Origin of the sequence: Tenacibaculum sp. MEBiC06402 (assembly GCF_049239625.1) — a bacterium.
Taxonomy (GTDB): domain Bacteria; phylum Bacteroidota; class Bacteroidia; order Flavobacteriales; family Flavobacteriaceae; genus Polaribacter.
This window is the reverse complement of sequence record NZ_JBMKKT010000097.1, coordinates 213241-232831: the sequence shown is the minus strand read 5'-3', so window position 1 is coordinate 232831 and position 19591 is coordinate 213241. Positions and strand designations below refer to the sequence as shown.

Genomic DNA, 19591 nt, shown 5'->3' with positions numbered 1-19591 from the left:
TTTAAATGGTGCTTTTCTTTTGCTAATTAATATTGCTTTGAGTTTTTACTAATCGAATAAATTCGCTTCTATAACCATCTTTATCAATTCCTTTTCCTTCTTTAGCTAATCTTATTACGTCCTCAAAATTCGCTTCATTATTAAATTTAGATTTTCGTAAACACATTCCGAATAGTGCCACGGACGAAGCAAAATTCATATCAGCACTTGGTATTGTTAATTCATCCTTTACCACTCTTTGCATTTCAATGCTTTTCTTACCGTCCGGTTTTTTATATCTAAACTTTACGGTTAATAACTCATCTTGAAAAGAATCATTTGAATTCTTTGTGTACTTTAAATCATGAATTTTATTTAAAAACTTACTCTCTACTCCTACTGGAATTATTTCATACAAAGCCGTTACTTTGTGTCCACTTCCTAACTCTCCAGCATCTTTGGTATCATCTATAAAATCCTCGTCATTTAACATCCTGTTTTCGTAACCAATTAAACGATATGCTTTTACTTTATTTGGGTTAAACTCCACTTGAATTTTTACATCTTTTGCAATAGTATATAAAGTTCCTCCAAACTCTTTCCCGAACACTTTTTGAGCTTCTTGCATTGTGTCGATATATGCGTGATTTCCATTTCCTTTATCTGCAAGAACTTCTAACTTATCATCTTTATAGTTTCCATAGCCAAAACCTAAAACCGATAAAAACACGCCTGATTTTCGCTTTTCTTCAATTAACTTTTCCATTTCCTTATTAGAACTTCTTCCTACATTAAAATCACCATCTGTAGCTAAAATAACTCTATTATTTCCCTTCTTCTTAAAGTTCTTTTCAGCTAATTTGTAAGCCAATTCTATTCCTTCTCCTCCAGCAGTTGAACCTCCAGATTCTAGATTGTCTAAAGCTTTTAATATTTTTTCTTTCTTATTTCCCGAAGTCGGTTCTAAAACAACTCCCGCTGCACCAGCATAAACAACAATAGAAACTCTATCTTCTTTTCTTAGTTGGTTAACTAATAATTTAAACGCTTTTTTTAGTAATGGTAATTTATTACTCGAACCCATAGAACCTGAAACATCAATTAAAAAAGTTAGATTCGATGGTGGTAAATCTTGATTCTCATACGTTTTTCCTTGCAAACCAATTTTGACAAGCTTTGTAGTATTGTTCCAAGGTGTTTTTACTAATTCTGTATTGATTGAAAAAGGATGCTCTCCTTGTGGTTGTGGATAATTATAATCGAAATAATTAATCATTTCTTCAATTTTAACAGCATCAGCAGCTATTTCCTGTCCATTATTAATCATTCTTCTAATATTACTATAAGAAGCTTTATCAACATCAATTGAAAAAGTAGATAAAGGTGATGCAAACGCATGCTCAAACTGATTCTCATGAATTGAAGCATATGAATCTTGATTCTCTACTCTGTAGTTACCCTTTTTTGTGGTAATAACTATACAGCCATTTTTTGCTGATTTCCCAAAAAGTCTCTTTGCTTTAAATGGTTTGTAAACATTAAGACTTTCTATCTCTTTTTTATCTAAATTATTTACAATCGAATTATATTGAGGATTTACTGGTTGTCCATCCACTATATAAAGAGGCGCATCATTCTTCTGGCTTTTAGATAGAAGATTATTTCCTTTTGAATTAATTCTCTCACCTGTCACTTGACTTTTTAATTGACTAGAAATTTTTTGGTGAAGTTTGTTTATTTTACGAACTCTTGTTGGACTAGAATTAGTTACCGTTCCATAAGCAACAACAGCTACCTCTTCTAAAACATTACTATCAGCAGTTAAAAGAACATTAATAATTGATTTATTCTGAACTTTTCTTTCTTCCGTTTTCATTCCTACAAAAGCAAATATTAAAACATCTGATTCTGAAACTTTTATTGAATACCTCCCGTCAAAATCTGTTTCTGTTCCATCTGTAGTTCCTTTTATAGAAACCGAAACTCCAGGTAATGGCCCACTTTCATCTGAAACTACTCCTGAAACTGTTTTTTGTTGTGCATGTATTAACGATAAGCTGCTTACAATTAATACTAATAGTATTTTTTTTACCATAGTTAATTCTTTTATTTTTCATAAAACTACCAACACAATCCCAGTATAGAAACTATGAATTAGTGAACTCACAGAATGAGCACGTAAAGTTGTTCTTACAGTGAGTTATCAAAAAAAACGAAAAAAGAATAAGTTAAAGTCCTTTTTTTCATAGATTTATAACGAAAATGAAAAACTAAAAACCAATCAATCATGATTTTTTACGGAACTAAAGGAGCTCACTTGAAGAGTGAAAAAATTAGTGGCGTTAAATGTAGCCACTGTGAACAACAAACGTCATATACAGCTAGTATTTTTGGCAGATATGCTTATTTGTACTGGATTCCTGTTTTCCCATTACCTAAAAAAGGAGTTGCTGAGTGCGATAATTGTAAGGTAACACTGGAACCAAAACAGATGAATGATCAGTTAAGAATGAAATATGATAATGTTAATGCTAATGTAAAAACACCGATTACTTATTGGATTGGTTCTTTAATATTAGCGGCAATTATTGCATTTGGAATTTATTCTGTGAATCAACATGAAAAAGATGTTGTAGAATACATAAAAGCTCCACAGGCTGGTGATGTTGTTGAATATAAGCCATCTGATTTTTACTCAACTTTAAAAATTACACGAGTAGAAAATGATTCGGTTTATTTTGCGCAAAACAAGTTTGAAATAGAAAAACAAAGTAGAATCTACAAAATTGATAAAACAGAGAACTACACGGAAGAAGCTTATGGTATTTCGTTAGCTGATTATCAAAAAAAGTTTGACACAAAGGAATTCTTAGATGTAGAAAGATAACCGATTGACTACATCTATTTTAAAACTAAATCCAATGTCTTTTTACGTTGGATTTTTTTTGTTTCCGTTTCAACAAAGTGCTTCGCAAAAATCACCTGTTTAGGAATCTCATATTTCGAAATTGATGCTAATAACTTTATTTTTTCGAGGATTGATTTTTCTTTAGTTGAATCGCCTTCTTCTTCAATAAGGAGAATCATTTTCTCTCCTAAATATGCATCCGGAATACCAGTTATAAAAAATCGTTTATTAATTATTTTAGCTAATTTTCGTTCAATTATTTCAGGATGTAATTTTACGCCTCCAGAATTAATTACATTATCAAATCTTCCCAGCCACTCGAATTCATTTTCTGAAACTAGTTGAACAACATCATTTGTTACCACGACTTCATCCGAAACTTTTGGCGCATTAATTACCAGACAACTTCTATTATCTATAGAAATTTCGACATTTGGCAAACAGCAATAAAAAGTAGGTTTTCTATGCTGATTATTCAACTTTTTAACAGCAATATGAGTTATGGTCTCCGTCATTCCGTACGTAGCAAAAACCTTTGTCTTTATATTTTTAATCTGATTTTTTAGCGTTTCTGAAACCACACCCCCACCAACAATAAGAGTATTTATTCGGTCTATTTCTTGTAGAGAATTTTGAAGCTGTAATGGGACCATTGCCGAAAAATCATACTTTTTTTTGTTTCCAGAAAGAGGATTTGAAACTGGATTAACAATGTCTAAATCCCAACCTAAGATCATAGCACGAACTAGCATCATTTTTCCAGCTATATACTCTAATGGCATACATAAAAGAGCTGAAGTGTTTTCTTTTAAATTGAAAAATTCTCCAGTAGTTAATGCTGAATTTTTCATGTACTCTTTCTTTAACTCTATTGGTTTTGGTGTTCCTGTAGAACCGGAAGTTTTTACAATTAACTTCTCTCTTTTATCAAACCAACTTTCTAAAAAAGTACTTAAAGCATCCGAAAAATCTTTTGCATAAGCCAATAGCTCTTCTTTACTCTGGAAGCTATTACCATTTAACTTAAAACTTTCGTGAAAATCTATAATACGCATTACTAAAAACTAAGCTAAACCTTCTACTTCTTCGAGATCTTCAGTAGCAAGTTTGTCAATTCTTCCTATTAATTTTTCTTTCCAATTAGACCATGAATACTTCTTGGCGTATAATAATAGTAATAAAGGATAAAAGACTAAAACAGGAATTAAAATGTCGAAATAAACATCTGGTTCAGAAAGGTCTTTAAAAATAGAATTTGTTTGAAAAGCTGTCCAATCTGCAGTAACTAACAAAGCTCCGATTAAGTTGTTAGCTGCATGAAACCCTAAAGCCAACTCTAAACCTTCATCTAACAATGTTATTATTCCCAAGAAGAAACCTGTACCTATATAATACACCATTACAACATAGCCTAATTTTCCTACTTCTGGATTCGCAATATGCAATAATCCAAATACAATAGAAGTAAAGATTAGTGGAATTACTCTACTTTTAAATTTAGCTCCAATACCTTGAAGCAAATATCCTCTGAATAAATATTCCTCAAAACTAGTTTGAATAGGAATCATTATAATTCCAATTAAGAAAAGTCCTAAAAACTTATTTAATTGAAAATTCCATTGCATTGATTCTGGCTCAAGAAAATAACCCACAAAAACGAAAGCAGCTGTAATTCCACCCCATGTGAAAAATGCAAACCAGATACGTTTCCAATCAATCTTTTTTCTGGAAGTTGTTAGGGAAGTTAATGTTTGTCTGTGAATATATTTCACCCATAAAAACAACATTCCTAAAAAAACAACAAATGTAATAAGCGATTCTAATAAGACTAGGTTTTCGCCTTTATCAGCTATCTCTTTTTTGATAGTAGCATTTTGATCGATATCAAACATTTCTATGGCTACCATATTTAAAACTACTATTCCAATAAACAGGAAAGGAATAACAATGTATTTCCAAAAACCTAAATCTCCTTTATATGCTTGTTGAATATAATTCATCATCTTTTAATTCAAATTAAAGTCCCAATGTAACTGTGAGTCATATAATAACCCACCTTTTTTCACAACTAACGGGCTATTAAAATTATTTGTAAATAAACCTCCAGTCCCTAAACCTTGAGGCATTTTACTATGCAAAGAATACGTCCACTGCGCTATAGCATTCAAACCGATATTACTTTCTAAGGCTGAGGTAATCCACCAACCAATATTGTTATTTTCTGAAATATCAATCCACTCTTTACTTCCCGCAAATCCACCGACCAAACTTGGTTTTAAAATTATGTATTGAGGCCGGATAGTTTCAATTAACTTTTTCTTATCTGTTAAAGAAAAAACTCCTATTAATTCTTCATCCAAAGCGATAGATAAAGGTGTCGCTTCGCAAAGTTTTGCCATTTCTTGCCATTGACCTTGCTTGATAGGTTGTTCTATAGAATGCAATTGAAACTTAGACAGTTTATCAAGTTTGATTAACGCTTCACTTGGTGAAAATGCACCATTGGCATCCACTCGTAATTCAATCTCGTTTTCAGAAAACTCATCTCTAATATACTTTAACAGACGTAATTCCTCCTCAAAATCAATCGCTCCAATTTTCATTTTTATACATGAAAAACCCTGAGCTATTTTCTCTTGGATTTGCTCTTTCATGAATTGTTTATCTCCCATCCAAATCAATCCGTTTATTGAAATTGGATGTTCATTTTTCGTGAAATCTGAAGGAAATAATTCAAACTTATTGGCACTTTTAAAAGACAAAAATGCTTGCTCCAAGCCAAACTGAATTGAAGGAAACTCAATGGTATGTTTTAGCAGTTCTTCTAAACCTAATTGAATATTTTCACAAACCCAATCTAGTTTTTCTTCATAATCTGGACGATCATCAACACTTAATCCACGGAACACACCACACTCTCCGACACCTTGTTTCTCTCCATCTTTTAAAGTCAAAAAAAACGTTTCCTTGGTTCTTAAAACTCCTCTAGAAGTTCCACTTGGACGTTTAAACTCTAGAATATATTTATAGTAATTAGCCTGAATCAAACTGTTAATTTTTCTCGATGTATGACTTAAAGTTATTCAGATATCCTTGGTCTTGCTCTTTGAAAACACCTTTAAAATAAGGAAAAAGACAACTTACTAAATAGGAGTTTCCTCGACAAACGGAATTGTTTGTAATTGTAGTAATACCATTATCAAAACTAAAGGTATAATCATCTGTTTTCAACATAGTTTCGGCATTAAAAAACAACGTTACCTTTTCATTAGGAACATAAGCCATTACTTTTTCTCTAAGCGTTATTTCTTCTCCGTTTTTATTTTTTACAACCATTTTATACGTACTACCAGTTTTCTCAGGTTTTACATCAATAGGTTCTATAGATTGTAATTCGGGAATCCAATTACTAATTTTCGAACTATCATTAAACAATGTAAATACTTCTTCTAATGGTTTATTAACCTCTACTTGAGTAGTGTATGCTGTTTCTTTAAAAATGAGTCCTGTTGACAAGAAAATAACTGCAAACGTTATTATAACTCCTAAAATTATTTTGATTCTCTTCATTCTTAAATTTCTATAGATGTTCCTATGTCCAGGATTAATAAATTTTTATTTGCTTCTGAAAACTTTTTCTTCGCATAGTCAACATTAATTTCTATTGGAGGAAATGTATTGAAATGACAACCTATTACTTTATTACAGGCTACTAAATCTGAAGCTATAATTGCATCTTCAACACCCATCGTAAAGTTGTCTCCTATCGGAAAAATAGATGCTGTTAACTGCGTAGTCATCGGAATTAATTTCATATCCAGAGTTACAGCTGTATCACCAGCAACATACAATGACTTTCCATTAGCAGTTATTACAAAACCTCCTGGCTGTCCACCGTAACTTCCATCAGGAAAAGAAGAAGTATGCACCGCATTAACATATTTCGCAGAAAAAGATTTTGTTTTAAAAGTTCCACCATGATTTAACGGATGTGCTTTAAAATCTTTAGCCGTATAATGCATGTAAATTTCATAATTTGAAACTATGACTGCTCCTGTATTTTTAGCAATGGTTTCCACATCTAAAATATGATCTTGATGTGCATGTGTTACTAAAATATAATCAGCTTTAATTTTTGCAACATCTATATGAGACGCGGCTGAATTTCCAGAAATAAAAGGATCTATAATAATTTGAGTATTCTCTATTTCAATACCAAAACAGGCATGACCGTAGAATGTTATTTTCATGAATTAACTAGTTGTGTTGTTTTTTAATTTCTTTCTAACAAAAATATAAATTACGACAGCAATAATGAGTAGTGGCCAAATAGTAATTAGAAATAAAAACAACGATTGTAAACCATCAAACCCGTTTGTAAAAGCTTTTATAATTTTACCCCAAAAACTATCTTCTTCTATTTTTTGTTCTATTTTTTTGTAAAACTTGATTCTTAATGTAGAGAAAGTAACATTGTTTTCTAAATATTTTAACCTTCCTTCTGCTCTTTCTATATCTGATCTTACCTGTTCTAACTCTTTCTCAACCTCAAGGATTTCTTTTACATTTTTTGCTTTTGCTAAAAGCTGTAAATATCTATTCTCTAATTCTTTTTTTGTTTTGATTCTAGCAGAAACATCTAAAAATTCCTCCGTAACATCACTTACACTAATATTCTTTTCATCAAACTCTTTAACACCTTGGGAAATTTCACCTAAAAAAGCATCGAAATTAGTATTTGGAATTCTAACTGTAATAGTGACATCATTACTATAGTATCCTTTTTCACTTTTTTCCTCAGCAATATATCCATTAAACTTTTTTACAGAAGTTTTAATATTTGTGGTAGTTAATACTAAATCATCTACCTCGAAAGAAACATTACCTCGCTTTATAAGTTTCCTTTGAACAATTTCGACCTTATCTTTATTAGTCTGAGTATATTTAAAACCAGCGTCCTCAACCTCATAACTTGGTAACTCTTCAACAATATCTTTTAAATTATTACTTTCACTATGACAACTAATTAAAAGTAATCCAAAAGTGAAGATGTAAATTATGTTTTTCATTATGCTTACTTTTTCTCTAAAGTTACAAAACGTTTCCTAGTCCAAAAAGTAATGCAAATAAAAAAGTACTTAACGCTACTTTCTTTAATTCACCATCTAATAAACGTTCTTCTTTGTTCTTTTCAATAAAAACCAAATGTTTAATTAATGGAACATAAGCAATGATAAATAAGAATTGAAATGGACTTCTAAAATGAATAACCACGTAAAGCAGAGCAAATAAAAACGATGAAGCTATTAGGTAATAATGATAATACTTAGCAAATTCACTGCCTATTTTAACCACTAATGTATTCTTTCCTGCTTTTTCGTCATTTACTCTATCTCTCATATTGTTTAAATTCAATACCGCAGTACTCAAAGCACCAATCGTAAATGCTGGTAAGAAAATTGTGAAATTTAATTGCTTAGTGAATAAGAAATAGGTTCCTACAACCGCAAGTAAACCAAAAAAGAGGAACACAAATAAATCTCCAAATCCGCTATAACCGTAAGCAGAGTTTCCAACAGTATATTTAATTGCAGCAACAATGGAAGCAATACCTAAACCAAAAAACAGTAATGAAAAACCGAAGTTATCTTTTCCAAAAGCAACATAAATTAAAGCAATTGCCACCACTAACGTAAAAATAGTAGTAACTATCATTGCCTTTTTCATTTGCTTTGGTGTAATAGCTCCAGAAGCCACCATTCTTGCTTCTCCTTCTCTGTTCTTATCCGTTCCTTTTACGCCATCTCCATAATCATTTGCAAAATTGGATAATACCTGGAATCCAATGGTTGTTAAAATTGCCAACCAGAAAATCATACTACTCCATGGATAAACTAAACCTTCAAAAGAAATATTTGCTTCACCAATTAAACCAACATCTTTTAAATCTAAACTTAAAGAGTTCGTATGAAACTTGTCAAACAATCCTAAAAAGCTCCCAACAATAATCCCTGAAACAGAAAGCGGCAAGGTTCGTAACCTAGCCGCTTTTATAAAGTTCTTAAACATGTATTTAATCTAAAAATTCTAATCGTGTAATTTTCTTTCTCACGATATACTCTTTTAACTTTGGTGAAAAGTATTCAAGATTTGTATACGATACTCCCACTTTTACACCTTTCACATCTTTATCAAGTTCAATTAATTTATCAGATCCTTCAAAATTAGTTAGCCACACAAACTTTTGTGTTTTACCATCGCTATCTTTTAATTCAACCATATAAAGATCGTCTCCGCTAATCTTTTTTAAAGTACCTTCTAGATATAATTCCGCAACTTCATCTTCGTCTTCAAAATCTTCGTCACCCGCAATTGCTAATAATACATCTGGACAAAATTTAACCATACTCATCCCCACTTTAGCTCCAAGTTTTTCACCTTCAGCGCGACCTTTCGTTAAGTCGTACTCGATACCTTCTTTTGCTAGCTCATCTTTATACTTCAGATAAGTTTGCACCATCTGCACACCTAACTTAGCCGTTAAATCTGAGGTAGACATTCCTTTAAACTCCTTTTGGTTCTTAGAGAAATAGTTACAAATGTCCATTGACATTTTATCTAAAGCAGATTCTTGACTTATTATATTACCAAATGATAGTAACGAGATTAGTAAGAGTATAATTTTCTTTGACATAGTTTTTTGTATTATAAATTATTTGCTTCAGCTATAAGTTCTGCAATGTCTTTTACAACAATTTGGTCTTCTTTTAAATGAAATTTTACACCATCAGTCATCATTGTATTACAATAAGGACAACCTGTTGCAATAATTTCAGGATTCGTTTCTAAAGCGTCTTTTGTTCTTAAAATATTAATATCCATATCACCTTTTTCAGGTTCTTTGAACATTTGCGCCCCTCCAGCACCACAACATAATGCGGTAGATTTATGACGCTTCATTTCAGTAGATTTAACACCCAATCTTTTGATTAAATCACGAGGTGTTTCATAAACGTCATTTGCGCGTCCTAAATAACATGGATCATGATACGTAAGACGTTTTCCTTTTAAATTTTCACCTTCTATACTTAACCTACCATCCGCTATTAACTTGTTGATATATTGTGTATGATGATATACTTCATATTTTCCTCCTAAACTAGGATATTCATTTTTAAGTGTATTGAAAGAATGTGGATCGCAAGTAACAATTGTTTTTACTTCATAAGCATTTAAGATTTCAATATTTGTCATTGCTTGCATTTGAAACAAAAACTCATTTCCAGCTCTTTTAGCAGCATCACCTGTTGAACTCTCTTCAGTTCCTAATACTGCAAAATCAACATTCGCTTGCTGTAAAATCTTCACAAAAGATCTTGTTATTTTTTTAGCTCTATCGTCGTAACTTCCTGCAGCTCCAACCCAAAACAACACTTCTGGTTGTTTTCCTTGAGCCATCATATCTGCCATTGTTGGTACGTTCATAATATTGTATCGTTTAAGTTGATTTTTTATTTAAATAAAAATTAGTGATTGTAGATAAATTAAATTAACTATTCGTCTTTCCAGTTTAATCTATCCATTTGACTATACTGCCATGGCGCTCCATTGTTTTCGATGTTTGTCATCATCATATTCAACTCTTGAGGCGCAGCAGATTCTTCCATTACTAAATACCTTCTCATATCCATAATAATAGATAAAGGATCGATATTTACAGGACATTCTTGAACACAAGCGTTACAACTTGTACACGCCCAAAGTTCTTCTCTTGTAATGTAATCATCTAATAATTGTTTACCATCAGGCTTAAACTCACCTCCATTGGCATCTATATTTTTTCCTACTTCTTCTAAACGATCACGAGTATCCATCATAATTTTACGAGGAGATAATTTCTTTCCTGTTAAATTCGCTGGACAAGAAGAAGTACATCGTCCACATTCTGTACATGTATATGCATTCATTAATTGAACCCAATTCAAATCAGCAACATCTGAAGCTCCAAACTTTTCTGGAACCTCATCTTCAGCTCCTTCTTCGGGCATAGCGTAAGGATCTGCATCTGGATCCATCATCATTTTCACCTCATTCGTAACTGAAGCTAGATTATTAAACTGTCCTTTTGGATTTAAATTAGCAAAGAATGTGTTTGGAAAAGCTAATAATATGTGCAAATGCTTAGAGTAGTATAAGTAATTAAGGAAAATAAGGATTCCTACAATATGCAACCACCAAGCTGTTTTTTCAATTGTATGAAGTGACTCGCTTGAAAAACCATCAAACCATGGTGCTATAAATTGTGAAACAACATTTCCTGCTCCTGCCTCCTGGAATGGAGTATCTGTTGCATTCATTACTAAGAAAAGAGTCATTAAAACAACCTCGAAATATAAAATAATATTTCCGTCGTTTTTTGGCCAACCTTTCATTTCTGGGCTCATAAAACGTTTAACTCTTTCAATATTTCTTCTAAACCAAAAAACAATAACCGCGAGTAATACTAATAAGGCTAATACTTCAAAAGAACCAAGTAAGAAACCGTATAAACCATTACCAATTAAAGGCTGGAATACACGATGTGTTCCGAATAAACCATCGATAACAATTTCAAGAAGCTCGATATTAATTAGAATGAAACCAACATATACAACAATATGTAAAACTCCAGAAACTGGACGACGAACCATTTTGTATTGCCCTAAAGCAATTTTCGCCATGTTCTTCCAACGTTCTGGTTTTCGATCTGTTCTATCGACATCCTTACCTAATTTAATATTGCGAATCAGTTTTCGAACATTCATCACAAAATACCCTATACCCGCAATTAAAATAAATGCAAAAAAAATGTTTGGTATATATTTTTCCATGTAAAAAAAGTTGATTAAAAATTTAAATAATTAAAACTACTGTATAGTTGTTTGTTATGAGTGTTTACTGTTTGTTTATATCGTAAGTCCTATTGGTTACTGACATTATCATTATTCTTCTCCTCATTATAAGGTTTTGGCTTTTTACCAAATAATGAAAAATGCACGAAACGTTTAGGATTTAATTTCATCTCTCTTAGTAACTCTTCCATTTCTTTAGTTGCGTTCGTAAGATTTGTATAAAGTTGTTCATCCGACATTAGCTTACCAACTGTACCTTTACCACTTTCAATACCTTTAATTAAAGTATTTACATTCGTAAGTGTTGTTTCTAGTTTTTTAACAGTCGCTCCTAAGTCTGCTTTTGCTAAGTCTCCAGAAACTTTAGAAAAATCTTCTGTAATTTTTTTGGTGTTATCGAGAGTTACATTAATCTTTTCTTTGTTATTCTCTAAAATTTTATTGAAACTAGCCATTGTTTTATTTAAACTAGCTACTGTATTTTCAATACCAATAACACTTCTATTTAAACTTTCTCTAGCTTTTTTGTCAAGTACTTGATTTAATCCTATTAAAAGTGAGTCTGCCTCAACTAATACATTTTCAAGCTTTGCCTGAATAGGATTTAGTTTTTCACCAACCGAAGAAAATAAGTCAGACTCAACTTCTCCTTTTAAGTAATCTCCAGAAACAGCCATATCTCCTTCATAGTTAGGAATAATTGCCAAATTTTGACCTCCCATTAATCCTGCAGAGTAAATCTTTGCGACACTATTTTTTGAAAATTGAAAATCATCTTCTAAAGATAATTTCACTAGTAAAGTTCCTTTCTTTTCTGGGTCTGGATTGAAGTTAATACCATCAACTTTACCGACTTGTAATCCGTTTATAGTTACTACACTTGCTTCATTTAATCCATTAATATTTTTGTATTCAACGTAAAAGTGTCGTGAATTTGGACTAAATAAATCTTGTCTTTTCATGAAATTATACCCCCAAATACCTAGAGCTATAATCAACAACGCTACTATTCCTGTTTTTAGTTCTTTTGACATAAGCAAAGTTTGCTAGTGACGAAATTACTAATAATTTTTTTGAGAACAGATTAGATTTTTTCTAAATTACTGTTTTTTTAGCGCTTCTCTTAAAGATATTTTAGTTCCATTTGAGAAAGCTACAATAAATGCGTCTTTATGCCCTGCATTTCTAGCTTCAATTAATGCTTCTTTCGTTTTCTTGAAGCTTTCGGATGATCCGTAGTAATATTTATAATACTCATCAATAACAAGTACCTCTACATTTTCTAGACCTTTAAAATTGAAATTATCTTGAGATAGATATCTTTTCGAGGCTGCAATTTGTACTTTAAACTCAATTTTTTCAGGTTTAACTACCTCAGGTTTAGACGCTGTTTTTGGAGTTTTTGGTTTCTCTTCTTTTACTGAAATCACCTTTTCTACAACCTTTTTCGGAACTGCTGTAGTTTCCTTTTTTTCAACTTCTTTCGTTGGTTCTTTCTTCACAACTTTTACTGGAACATCGGTCTTCTTTACTTCACTCTTTTTCTTTGGTGCAGTAACCACGATGTTGAAATCTTTTTTATCTAATCCTCCTTTAGGCTCCTTCTTCCTTTCGTATGATTTTGTTCTTTCAACAGTAGTTACAATCTTATCTTTATTCGACTCCGTCTTTTTCTTACTTTCTTCTGCCTTACGCTCTTGAACGGTGTTAAGCTTTATTCTTTCTATATATTTCTCAATTCCTCTAGCAATAGCCCCTGCCATTCTTAATTGACCTGCATTAGAGTTTAAAAATTTTCCTTCTGCTTTATTAGTTAAGAAACCTAATTCTATCAAAACACTAGGCATCACAGTTTCTCTTAAAACTAAAAAGTTATTTTGCTTTACACTTCTATCGAATCTCTTAGCACTCGAAAAATTATCTTGAACTAAATCTGCAAATGCTAAACTCTCGTCCAAATTCTCTTCTTGTAACATCGATAAACTAATTACAGATTCAGGAGAATTAGGATCATAATCATAGTTTTGTTTATAATTATCCTCTAGTAAAATTACAGCATTCTCTCGTTTGGCAATTTCCAAGTTTTGTTTGTTTCCACTCAATCCTAATACAAAAGTACCTGCACCATGTGCTTTTGGATTTGTATAAGAGTCACAATGCACCGAAACAAAAAGATCAGCCTTATTATCATTAGCTATTTTTGCTCTGTTATGTAATTCTATAAAAACATCTTTATCTCTGGTATAAATTACCTTTATATTTTTGTTCTTTTTAAGAATTTTTCCAACTTCTAAAACAACTTTCAATGCTATATTTTTCTCTCTATATCCATTGCCTAAATTCCCTGGATCTTTTCCTCCATGACCGGCATCTAAAACTACCGTGTACTTCTTTTGAGCATTTACGTTAAACGGATTTAAAATAAATACAGAAAAAAACATAACAAAACACCATATGGGCACGTTGCTTTTATATTTGGTGAATTTTAAGAATTGCATCAATAAAATTTAACTATTTTTGGCTTCTGAAATTTGGTACTCCAAAGATTGAGCCATACTTTTAATAATACAAAAATAGCATTTATCGGATTGAAAGCAAATTCATTGTACATACTTTTAGTTTTCTCCTTTTTTTGTTTTCAAAAAGGTTTAGCTCAAGAACTCGGAAAAAATGAAATTCCAGAACAAAATGTTGTCAAGAAAGATTCAGCCAAAACCATCAGCAATAAAACAAAAATTGATTTAAAAAAGGGAAGTAAACCTGATATTAAAGTCGATTCTACACGTTCTGATTCAATTATAAAACCCAAAGAAGTTATACAATATAACATCTTACATAACGCTAAGGATTACACTATCCAAAACGCAAAAAAGAAAACAATTACATTATATAACGAAGCTGAAGTTGATTATGGAGACATAAACTTAAAAGCTGGGAAAATAATCATCGATTATAAAAACAATACGGTTTACGCCACTGGTATTATTGATAGTACAGGCTATGTTCAAAGACCAGTATTTAAACAAGGAAACCAAGAATCTGAACAAGACTCTATCTTGTATAATTTTAAAAGTGAGAAAGCACTTATTTACGGAATAAAAACTGTTCAGGGAGAAATGATTACGTATGGTGAAAAGACCAAACGTATAAATGACTCAACCGTTTACATGAGTAAACTCCGTTTTACAACTTCGAAGAAAAAAATACCAGATTATTACATCGCGACAAATAAAGCAAAACTTGTACCTGGTAAAAAAATAATTGTTGGTGGTAGTAATTTGGTACTAGCAGATGTTCCTACACCTTTATATTTACCGTTCGCTTATTTCCCTTTAACTAAAGGAAGAACTTCTGGATTTATAATTCCAACATGGGGTGAAAATAATCAACAGGGCTTCTTTTTACAAAATGGAGGTTATTATTTTGCTGTAAATGATTATTTCGATTTGGAGCTAACGGGTGATATATACTCGAATGGAAGTTGGGCAGTAAATTCAAGTTCAGCATACCGAGTGCGTTATAAATACTCTGGAAACTTAAGTTTTAGATATCAAAATCTTACTACAGGAATCAAAGGGTTTAGTGATTTTTCAAAAAGAGCTAATTATAACATTTCATGGAGCCATAGACAAGATCCAAAGACAAGTCCAAACTCCAACTTATCGGCTCAAGTAAATATCAGTAGTAGTAGTCAATTTTTCAGGCAATCATTAAATCAAATTGACCAATCTCAACAATTTAACAACAGTTTTAATTCGTCTATTAGTTATTATAAAAAGTTTGTCGGAACTCCGTTTACCGCAAATATTACCCTGAGTCATCAACAGAACTCAAATAATGAAAGCATAACAATGACATTACCTTCTGTTCAAGTAAGTATGGATCAAATTTATCCGTTTGCAGGAAAAGGTGGTATCAAAAAGAATCCATTTCAAAAAATTGGGATAAATTATAATTTTCAAAGTAGACTGGATATCAATACAAACGAGGATGACTTTTTAACATCCAAAATGTTTGAAGGTTCAAAATCAGGAATGAAGCATGATATAACTGGAAGAACGAACATTAAAGTTTTAAAATATTTTACTTTAAATCCGAGTTTCAACTATAGTGATGTTTGGTATTTTGATAGAATTGAAAAAAGATATGATACTAATATTCCTAATACTTCAACTGGAGCTTCAGGAACTGTAGTAAACGACACAATTAGTGGTTTTAACAGATTCAATACCTACAGCGTAGGAGCATCATTAAACACTACTATTTATGGTGATTTCTCCTTTAAAAAAGGAAGAATTTCTGCTTTACGTCACACCATTATTCCTACGGTATCATGGAATTATAGACCAAATCTTGCAACACAACATCAATTGACTGTTCAGCAAAGTGATGACGTTAACGATTTACTAACTTATACTCAGTTTGAAGGAGGAATTTACGGAGCTCCATCAGCAGGAGTATCAAACTCTATAAGTTTTGCTTTAAACAACAGAGTAGAGGCTAAAATAAAACCTAAGGAAGAGGATAGTGATGAAGAAGATCGTAAAGTAACGCTTCTTAACAATTTAAACTTTACCACGAGTTATAATATTGCCGCTGACTCTCTTCGTTGGAGTCCTGTAAATTTTAACATGGGGATTCCTCTTTTCAAGAATAAGATGATGCTTAACTTCACTGGAGCATTAGAACCCTACCAAAGAGATGTTAATGGTAATCGAATAAACAAATTTAACCCTGGGATTTTTAGACTGGAAACCATGGCGTTAACAACGGGTTATTCATTATCTAGCAAAGACTTTGAAAAAAAGGACGATAAAAAGAAAGACGACAAAAAAGACAATACAGATAGCAACAATTTACCTGATGTTTTAGGAACTGATATTAATCCAAATAGAGATTTCGCTAACAGAGCATCAACAGGAAAAACAGGAAAACGAGAAGAAAAGGTAGCCGAGCTTTATCGCAACAAAATGCCATGGAATTTGAGTTTTACATACGGAATTACCTATAGCAATAACGGTACTAACTTTGCTGGTATTCGAAATCATGTTACTTCCTTTAATGGTAGTATCGATTTAACACCAAAATGGAAACTCGGAGTAAATTCTGGTTACAATTTTACAGAAGGGGCATTTACAAATGCTACATTTAATTTTACAAGAGATTTAGATAGTTGGAGGTTTAATTTTAACTGGACTCCTTTTGGAAGATTTACCTCTTATTACTTCTTTATTGGAATTAAATCTTCAATGTTAAGTGATTTAAAATGGGATAAGAATCAACCACCAGATAGACGTTTATTTTAAACAAAACCAAATATGAAAAAAATAATCAACACTAGTAAAGCGCCAGCACCAATTGGACCTTATAATCAAGCTGTATTATCAGGAAATACTTTATATACTTCAGGTCAAATAGCTATCAATCCAGAAACAGGAGAATTAGTTTTAGATGATATTAAAACTGAAACAAAACAAGTAATGGAAAACATGAAAGTCGTTTTAGAAGCTGGCGGAATGACTTTTGAAAATGTTATTAAGACCTCTATTTTTATTTCAGACATGAATAATTTTTCTCATATAAATGAAGTTTATGGCTCTTATTTTGATGATGAAAATGCTCCTGCTAGAGAAACTGTAGAAGTTGCAAATCTTCCAAAATTTGTCAATGTTGAAATTAGTATGATTGCCATCAAATAATCATTTTAAAATTCAATTTTAAAACATATAAAAACAAAAAACCACATAGAGACTATGTGGTTTTTTCATCATTTAAACTTAACAAATATTTACATAGAAGCAGCGTGCTCCAATAAATCTACAATTTTAGTTGCGTATCCATATTCATTATCATACCATGAGATAATTTTAAAGAAATTCTCATTTAATTCAATACTTGCACCTGCATCAATAACCGAAGTTCTGATATCTGAAACAAAATCTTGAGAAACTACTTCTTCTTCTGTATACCCAATTATATTTTTAAAATCTCCTTTTGAAGCTTCTTCTAATTTCGCTAAAATCTCTTTTAAAGAAGTTGCTTTTTCTGTTCTAAAAGTTAAATCAACTAAAGAAACATCCGCCGTAGGAACACGAACCGCCATTCCTGTTAATTTTCCTTCTAATGATGGAATAACTTTAGTAACAGCCACAGCAGCTCCAGTTGAAGTTGGTATCATATTTCTTAATACCGAACGACCTCTTCTCCATTTTGAATTTGGACTATCAACAGCATCTTGACCAGAAGTTGCAGAGTGAATTGTAGTCATTAAACCTTCTACTAATCCAAAATTATCGTGAATGACTTTAGCTAATGGAGCTAAACAGTTTGTAGTACAAGAAGCATTTGAGAAAATAGTTTCATCTGCCGACAACTCCTCATGATTAACTCCCATTACATACATATTCGCATCTTTAGATGGTGCAGAAATAACAACTTTCTTTGCTCCTCCCTTGATATGTAAACCAGCTTTCTCTTTCGTTAAAAAGAAACCTGTAGACTCAATAACATATTCGGCACCAACTTCATCCCATTTTAAATTTTCTGGATTTCTATCAGCAGTGATACGAATTGATTGTCCGTTTACAACTAAATTACCATCTTTAACTTCAACAGTCCCATTAAAACGACCGTGAACTGAATCATACTTTAATAAATACGCCAAATATTCTACATCAAGTAAATCGTTGATAGCAACAACTTGAACGTTATCTCTTTGCATGGCTGAACGGAACGCTAAACGACCAATTCTTCCAAAACCATTGATTCCTATTTTTATCATTTCTAATTTGTTTGTTTATATATCTAACTCTACGTTGTCATAATATCAGACACGCGTAATAATTCTTTATCTATTGAATGTTGTCCTTTAATAGCTTTTTCTAAATCGGTAGCAACAACTTTGTTGTCTTGTAAACCAACCATTAAGTTGGACTTACCATCTATTAAAAACTCTACAGCTTTCACTCCTAATCGCGACGCCAGCACTCTATCAAAACAACTTGGAGAACCACCTCTTTGCATATGTCCTAAAACAGATACACGAACTTCATATTCTGGCATGTTTTCTTCGACGTAATTTGCCAATTCATACACATTCTTACCTGACTTATCTCCCTCGGCTACTACCACAATACTAGATGATTTTCCTGAACGTCTACTTTTTTGTAAAGACTCTAACATACGTTCTAATCCTAAATCTTCTTCAGGAACTAAAATCTCCTCCGCTCCTGCTCCAACTCCAGCATTTAAAGCTATAAAACCTGCGTCTCTACCCATCACTTCCACAAAGAATAATCTATTATGTGAAGATGCTGTATCTCTAATTTTATCGATAGCTTCCATTGCTGTATTCAAAGCCGTGTCATATCCTAAAGTGTGAGATGTACCAAAAATATCATTATCAATAGTACCTGGAATTCCTATTACTGGAAAATCATATTCACTATTAAATACAACTCCACCAGTAAAAGAACCATCTCCACCTATTACAACTAAACCGTCAACTTCATGTTCTTTTAAATTTTCATAGGCTTTAGCTCTACCTTCTTTGGTCATAAAATCTTTCGATCTTGCTGACTTTAATATAGTTCCTCCTTTATGAATAATGTTGTTTACACTTCTCGCCGACATGTTTATAAAGTCGCCCTCAATCATTCCTTGATATCCTCTGTAAATCCCAACACATTCCGTTCTATAATAAGCACATGCTCTCACCACAGATCTAATGGCTGCATTCATTCCAGGAGAGTCTCCTCCTGAAGTCATAACTGCTATTTTTTTTATCTTTTTTCCCATATGTTCGAATTCAAAT

The 19591-nt window shown here is 31.9% G+C and carries 18 protein-coding genes; 3 read left to right on the top strand and 15 right to left on the bottom strand.

What is annotated here, in order from left to right; genetic code table 11:
* Positions 1-22: 22 nt before the first annotated feature.
* Positions 23-2074, bottom strand: coding sequence for a YfbK domain-containing protein (locus tag ACOSP6_RS10840; protein ID WP_422093400.1), 2052 nt, complete (start codon positions 2072-2074; stop codon positions 23-25).
* Positions 2075-2266: 192 nt separating this feature from the next.
* Here ACOSP6_RS10840 and ACOSP6_RS10835 point away from each other — a divergent pair, with 192 nt between their 5' ends.
* On the top strand, positions 2267-2866 hold the full coding sequence (locus tag ACOSP6_RS10835) for a hypothetical protein (RefSeq protein ID WP_422093401.1): 600 nt from the start codon (positions 2267-2269) through the stop codon (positions 2864-2866).
* Between the two features lie 14 nt (positions 2867-2880).
* On the opposite strand, the gene ACOSP6_RS10830 is transcribed toward ACOSP6_RS10835, so the two are convergent.
* The 12 genes from ACOSP6_RS10830 to ACOSP6_RS10775 all read right to left on the bottom strand — a co-directional run bounded on the left by ACOSP6_RS10830 (position 2881) and on the right by ACOSP6_RS10775 (position 14219).
* The gene (locus tag ACOSP6_RS10830; protein WP_422093402.1) at positions 2881-3942 is read right to left on the bottom strand and encodes an AMP-binding protein; all 1062 of its coding nucleotides are present in this window, start codon (positions 3940-3942) and stop codon (positions 2881-2883) included.
* Between the two features lie 9 nt (positions 3943-3951).
* Entirely contained in the window at positions 3952-4890 is a 939-nt protein-coding gene (locus ACOSP6_RS10825; protein ID WP_422093403.1) for a CPBP family intramembrane glutamic endopeptidase, read from the bottom strand.
* A 3-nt stretch (positions 4891-4893) separates the two neighbouring features.
* Entirely contained in the window at positions 4894-5934 is a 1041-nt protein-coding gene (locus ACOSP6_RS10820) for an o-succinylbenzoate synthase (protein ID WP_422093404.1), read from the bottom strand.
* Positions 5935-5938: 4 nt separating this feature from the next.
* The gene (locus ACOSP6_RS10815) at positions 5939-6457 is read right to left on the bottom strand and encodes an SRPBCC family protein (protein ID WP_422093405.1); all 519 of its coding nucleotides are present in this window, start codon (positions 6455-6457) and stop codon (positions 5939-5941) included.
* 2 nt (positions 6458-6459) lie between these two features.
* Positions 6460-7137 carry a metal-dependent hydrolase gene (locus tag ACOSP6_RS10810; protein WP_422093406.1) on the bottom strand — a complete coding sequence of 226 codons (678 nt, stop codon included), beginning with the start codon at positions 7135-7137 and terminating at the stop codon, positions 6460-6462.
* 3 nt (positions 7138-7140) lie between these two features.
* Complete coding sequence (locus tag ACOSP6_RS10805) at positions 7141-7956, bottom strand: DUF4349 domain-containing protein (protein WP_422093407.1); 816 nt, start codon at positions 7954-7956, stop codon at positions 7141-7143.
* Positions 7957-7978: 22 nt separating this feature from the next.
* Positions 7979-8956: a 1,4-dihydroxy-2-naphthoate octaprenyltransferase gene (gene menA / locus ACOSP6_RS10800; protein ID WP_422093408.1), complete on the bottom strand. Its 978-nt coding sequence runs from the start codon at positions 8954-8956 to the stop codon at positions 7979-7981.
* Between the two features lie 4 nt (positions 8957-8960).
* Complete coding sequence (locus tag ACOSP6_RS10795; RefSeq protein ID WP_422093409.1) at positions 8961-9581, bottom strand: hypothetical protein; 621 nt, start codon at positions 9579-9581, stop codon at positions 8961-8963.
* Between the two features lie 11 nt (positions 9582-9592).
* Positions 9593-10372 carry a (Fe-S)-binding protein gene (locus ACOSP6_RS10790; protein ID WP_422093410.1) on the bottom strand — a complete coding sequence of 260 codons (780 nt, stop codon included), beginning with the start codon at positions 10370-10372 and terminating at the stop codon, positions 9593-9595.
* Positions 10373-10440: 68 nt separating this feature from the next.
* The gene (locus ACOSP6_RS10785) at positions 10441-11757 is read right to left on the bottom strand and encodes a 4Fe-4S dicluster domain-containing protein (protein ID WP_422093411.1); all 1317 of its coding nucleotides are present in this window, start codon (positions 11755-11757) and stop codon (positions 10441-10443) included.
* Between the two features lie 89 nt (positions 11758-11846).
* A complete protein-coding gene (locus tag ACOSP6_RS10780; RefSeq protein ID WP_422093412.1) occupies positions 11847-12812 on the bottom strand; it encodes an MlaD family protein in 966 nt (321 codons plus the stop codon).
* Between the two features lie 66 nt (positions 12813-12878).
* Positions 12879-14219: an N-acetylmuramoyl-L-alanine amidase gene (locus ACOSP6_RS10775; RefSeq protein ID WP_422093413.1), complete on the bottom strand. Its 1341-nt coding sequence runs from the start codon at positions 14217-14219 to the stop codon at positions 12879-12881.
* A 105-nt stretch (positions 14220-14324) separates the two neighbouring features.
* On the opposite strand from ACOSP6_RS10775, the gene ACOSP6_RS10770 reads away from it, so the two are divergent.
* Entirely contained in the window at positions 14325-17084 is a 2760-nt protein-coding gene (locus ACOSP6_RS10770) for a putative LPS assembly protein LptD (protein WP_422093414.1), read from the top strand.
* 12 nt (positions 17085-17096) lie between these two features.
* The gene (locus tag ACOSP6_RS10765; protein ID WP_422093415.1) at positions 17097-17477 is read left to right on the top strand and encodes a RidA family protein; all 381 of its coding nucleotides are present in this window, start codon (positions 17097-17099) and stop codon (positions 17475-17477) included.
* Positions 17478-17566: 89 nt separating this feature from the next.
* Here the strand turns inward: ACOSP6_RS10765 and gap are convergent, their stop codons facing one another.
* Positions 17567-18559, bottom strand: coding sequence for a type I glyceraldehyde-3-phosphate dehydrogenase (gene gap, locus ACOSP6_RS10760; protein WP_422093416.1), 993 nt, complete (start codon positions 18557-18559; stop codon positions 17567-17569).
* Positions 18560-18588: 29 nt separating this feature from the next.
* Positions 18589-19575: a 6-phosphofructokinase gene (gene pfkA, locus ACOSP6_RS10755; RefSeq protein WP_422093417.1), complete on the bottom strand. Its 987-nt coding sequence runs from the start codon at positions 19573-19575 to the stop codon at positions 18589-18591.
* Positions 19576-19591 lie beyond the last annotated feature (16 nt).

What these genes read in the sequence shown, in the direction of transcription:
- ACOSP6_RS10840 (WP_422093400.1), bottom strand. Translation starts at nt 2,074, where the DNA reads ATGGTAAAAAAAATACTATTAGTATTAATTGTAAGCAGCTTATCGTTA.
- ACOSP6_RS10835 (WP_422093401.1), top strand. Translation starts at nt 2,267, where the DNA reads ATGATTTTTTACGGAACTAAAGGAGCTCACTTGAAGAGTGAAAAAATT.
- ACOSP6_RS10830 (WP_422093402.1), bottom strand. Translation starts at nt 3,942, where the DNA reads ATGCGTATTATAGATTTTCACGAAAGTTTTAAGTTAAATGGTAATAGC.
- ACOSP6_RS10825 (WP_422093403.1), bottom strand. Translation starts at nt 4,890, where the DNA reads ATGATGAATTATATTCAACAAGCATATAAAGGAGATTTAGGTTTTTGG.
- ACOSP6_RS10815 (WP_422093405.1), bottom strand. Translation starts at nt 6,457, where the DNA reads ATGAAGAGAATCAAAATAATTTTAGGAGTTATAATAACGTTTGCAGTT.
- ACOSP6_RS10810 (WP_422093406.1), bottom strand. Translation starts at nt 7,137, where the DNA reads ATGAAAATAACATTCTACGGTCATGCCTGTTTTGGTATTGAAATAGAG.
- ACOSP6_RS10805 (WP_422093407.1), bottom strand. Translation starts at nt 7,956, where the DNA reads ATGAAAAACATAATTTACATCTTCACTTTTGGATTACTTTTAATTAGT.
- menA (WP_422093408.1), bottom strand. Translation starts at nt 8,956, where the DNA reads ATGTTTAAGAACTTTATAAAAGCGGCTAGGTTACGAACCTTGCCGCTT.
- ACOSP6_RS10795 (WP_422093409.1), bottom strand. Translation starts at nt 9,581, where the DNA reads ATGTCAAAGAAAATTATACTCTTACTAATCTCGTTACTATCATTTGGT.
- ACOSP6_RS10790 (WP_422093410.1), bottom strand. Translation starts at nt 10,372, where the DNA reads ATGAACGTACCAACAATGGCAGATATGATGGCTCAAGGAAAACAACCA.
- ACOSP6_RS10785 (WP_422093411.1), bottom strand. Translation starts at nt 11,757, where the DNA reads ATGGAAAAATATATACCAAACATTTTTTTTGCATTTATTTTAATTGCG.
- ACOSP6_RS10780 (WP_422093412.1), bottom strand. Translation starts at nt 12,812, where the DNA reads ATGTCAAAAGAACTAAAAACAGGAATAGTAGCGTTGTTGATTATAGCT.
- ACOSP6_RS10775 (WP_422093413.1), bottom strand. Translation starts at nt 14,219, where the DNA reads ATGTTTTTTTCTGTATTTATTTTAAATCCGTTTAACGTAAATGCTCAA.
- ACOSP6_RS10765 (WP_422093415.1), top strand. Translation starts at nt 17,097, where the DNA reads ATGAAAAAAATAATCAACACTAGTAAAGCGCCAGCACCAATTGGACCT.
- gap (WP_422093416.1), bottom strand. Translation starts at nt 18,559, where the DNA reads ATGATAAAAATAGGAATCAATGGTTTTGGAAGAATTGGTCGTTTAGCG.
- pfkA (WP_422093417.1), bottom strand. Translation starts at nt 19,575, where the DNA reads ATGGGAAAAAAGATAAAAAAAATAGCAGTTATGACTTCAGGAGGAGAC.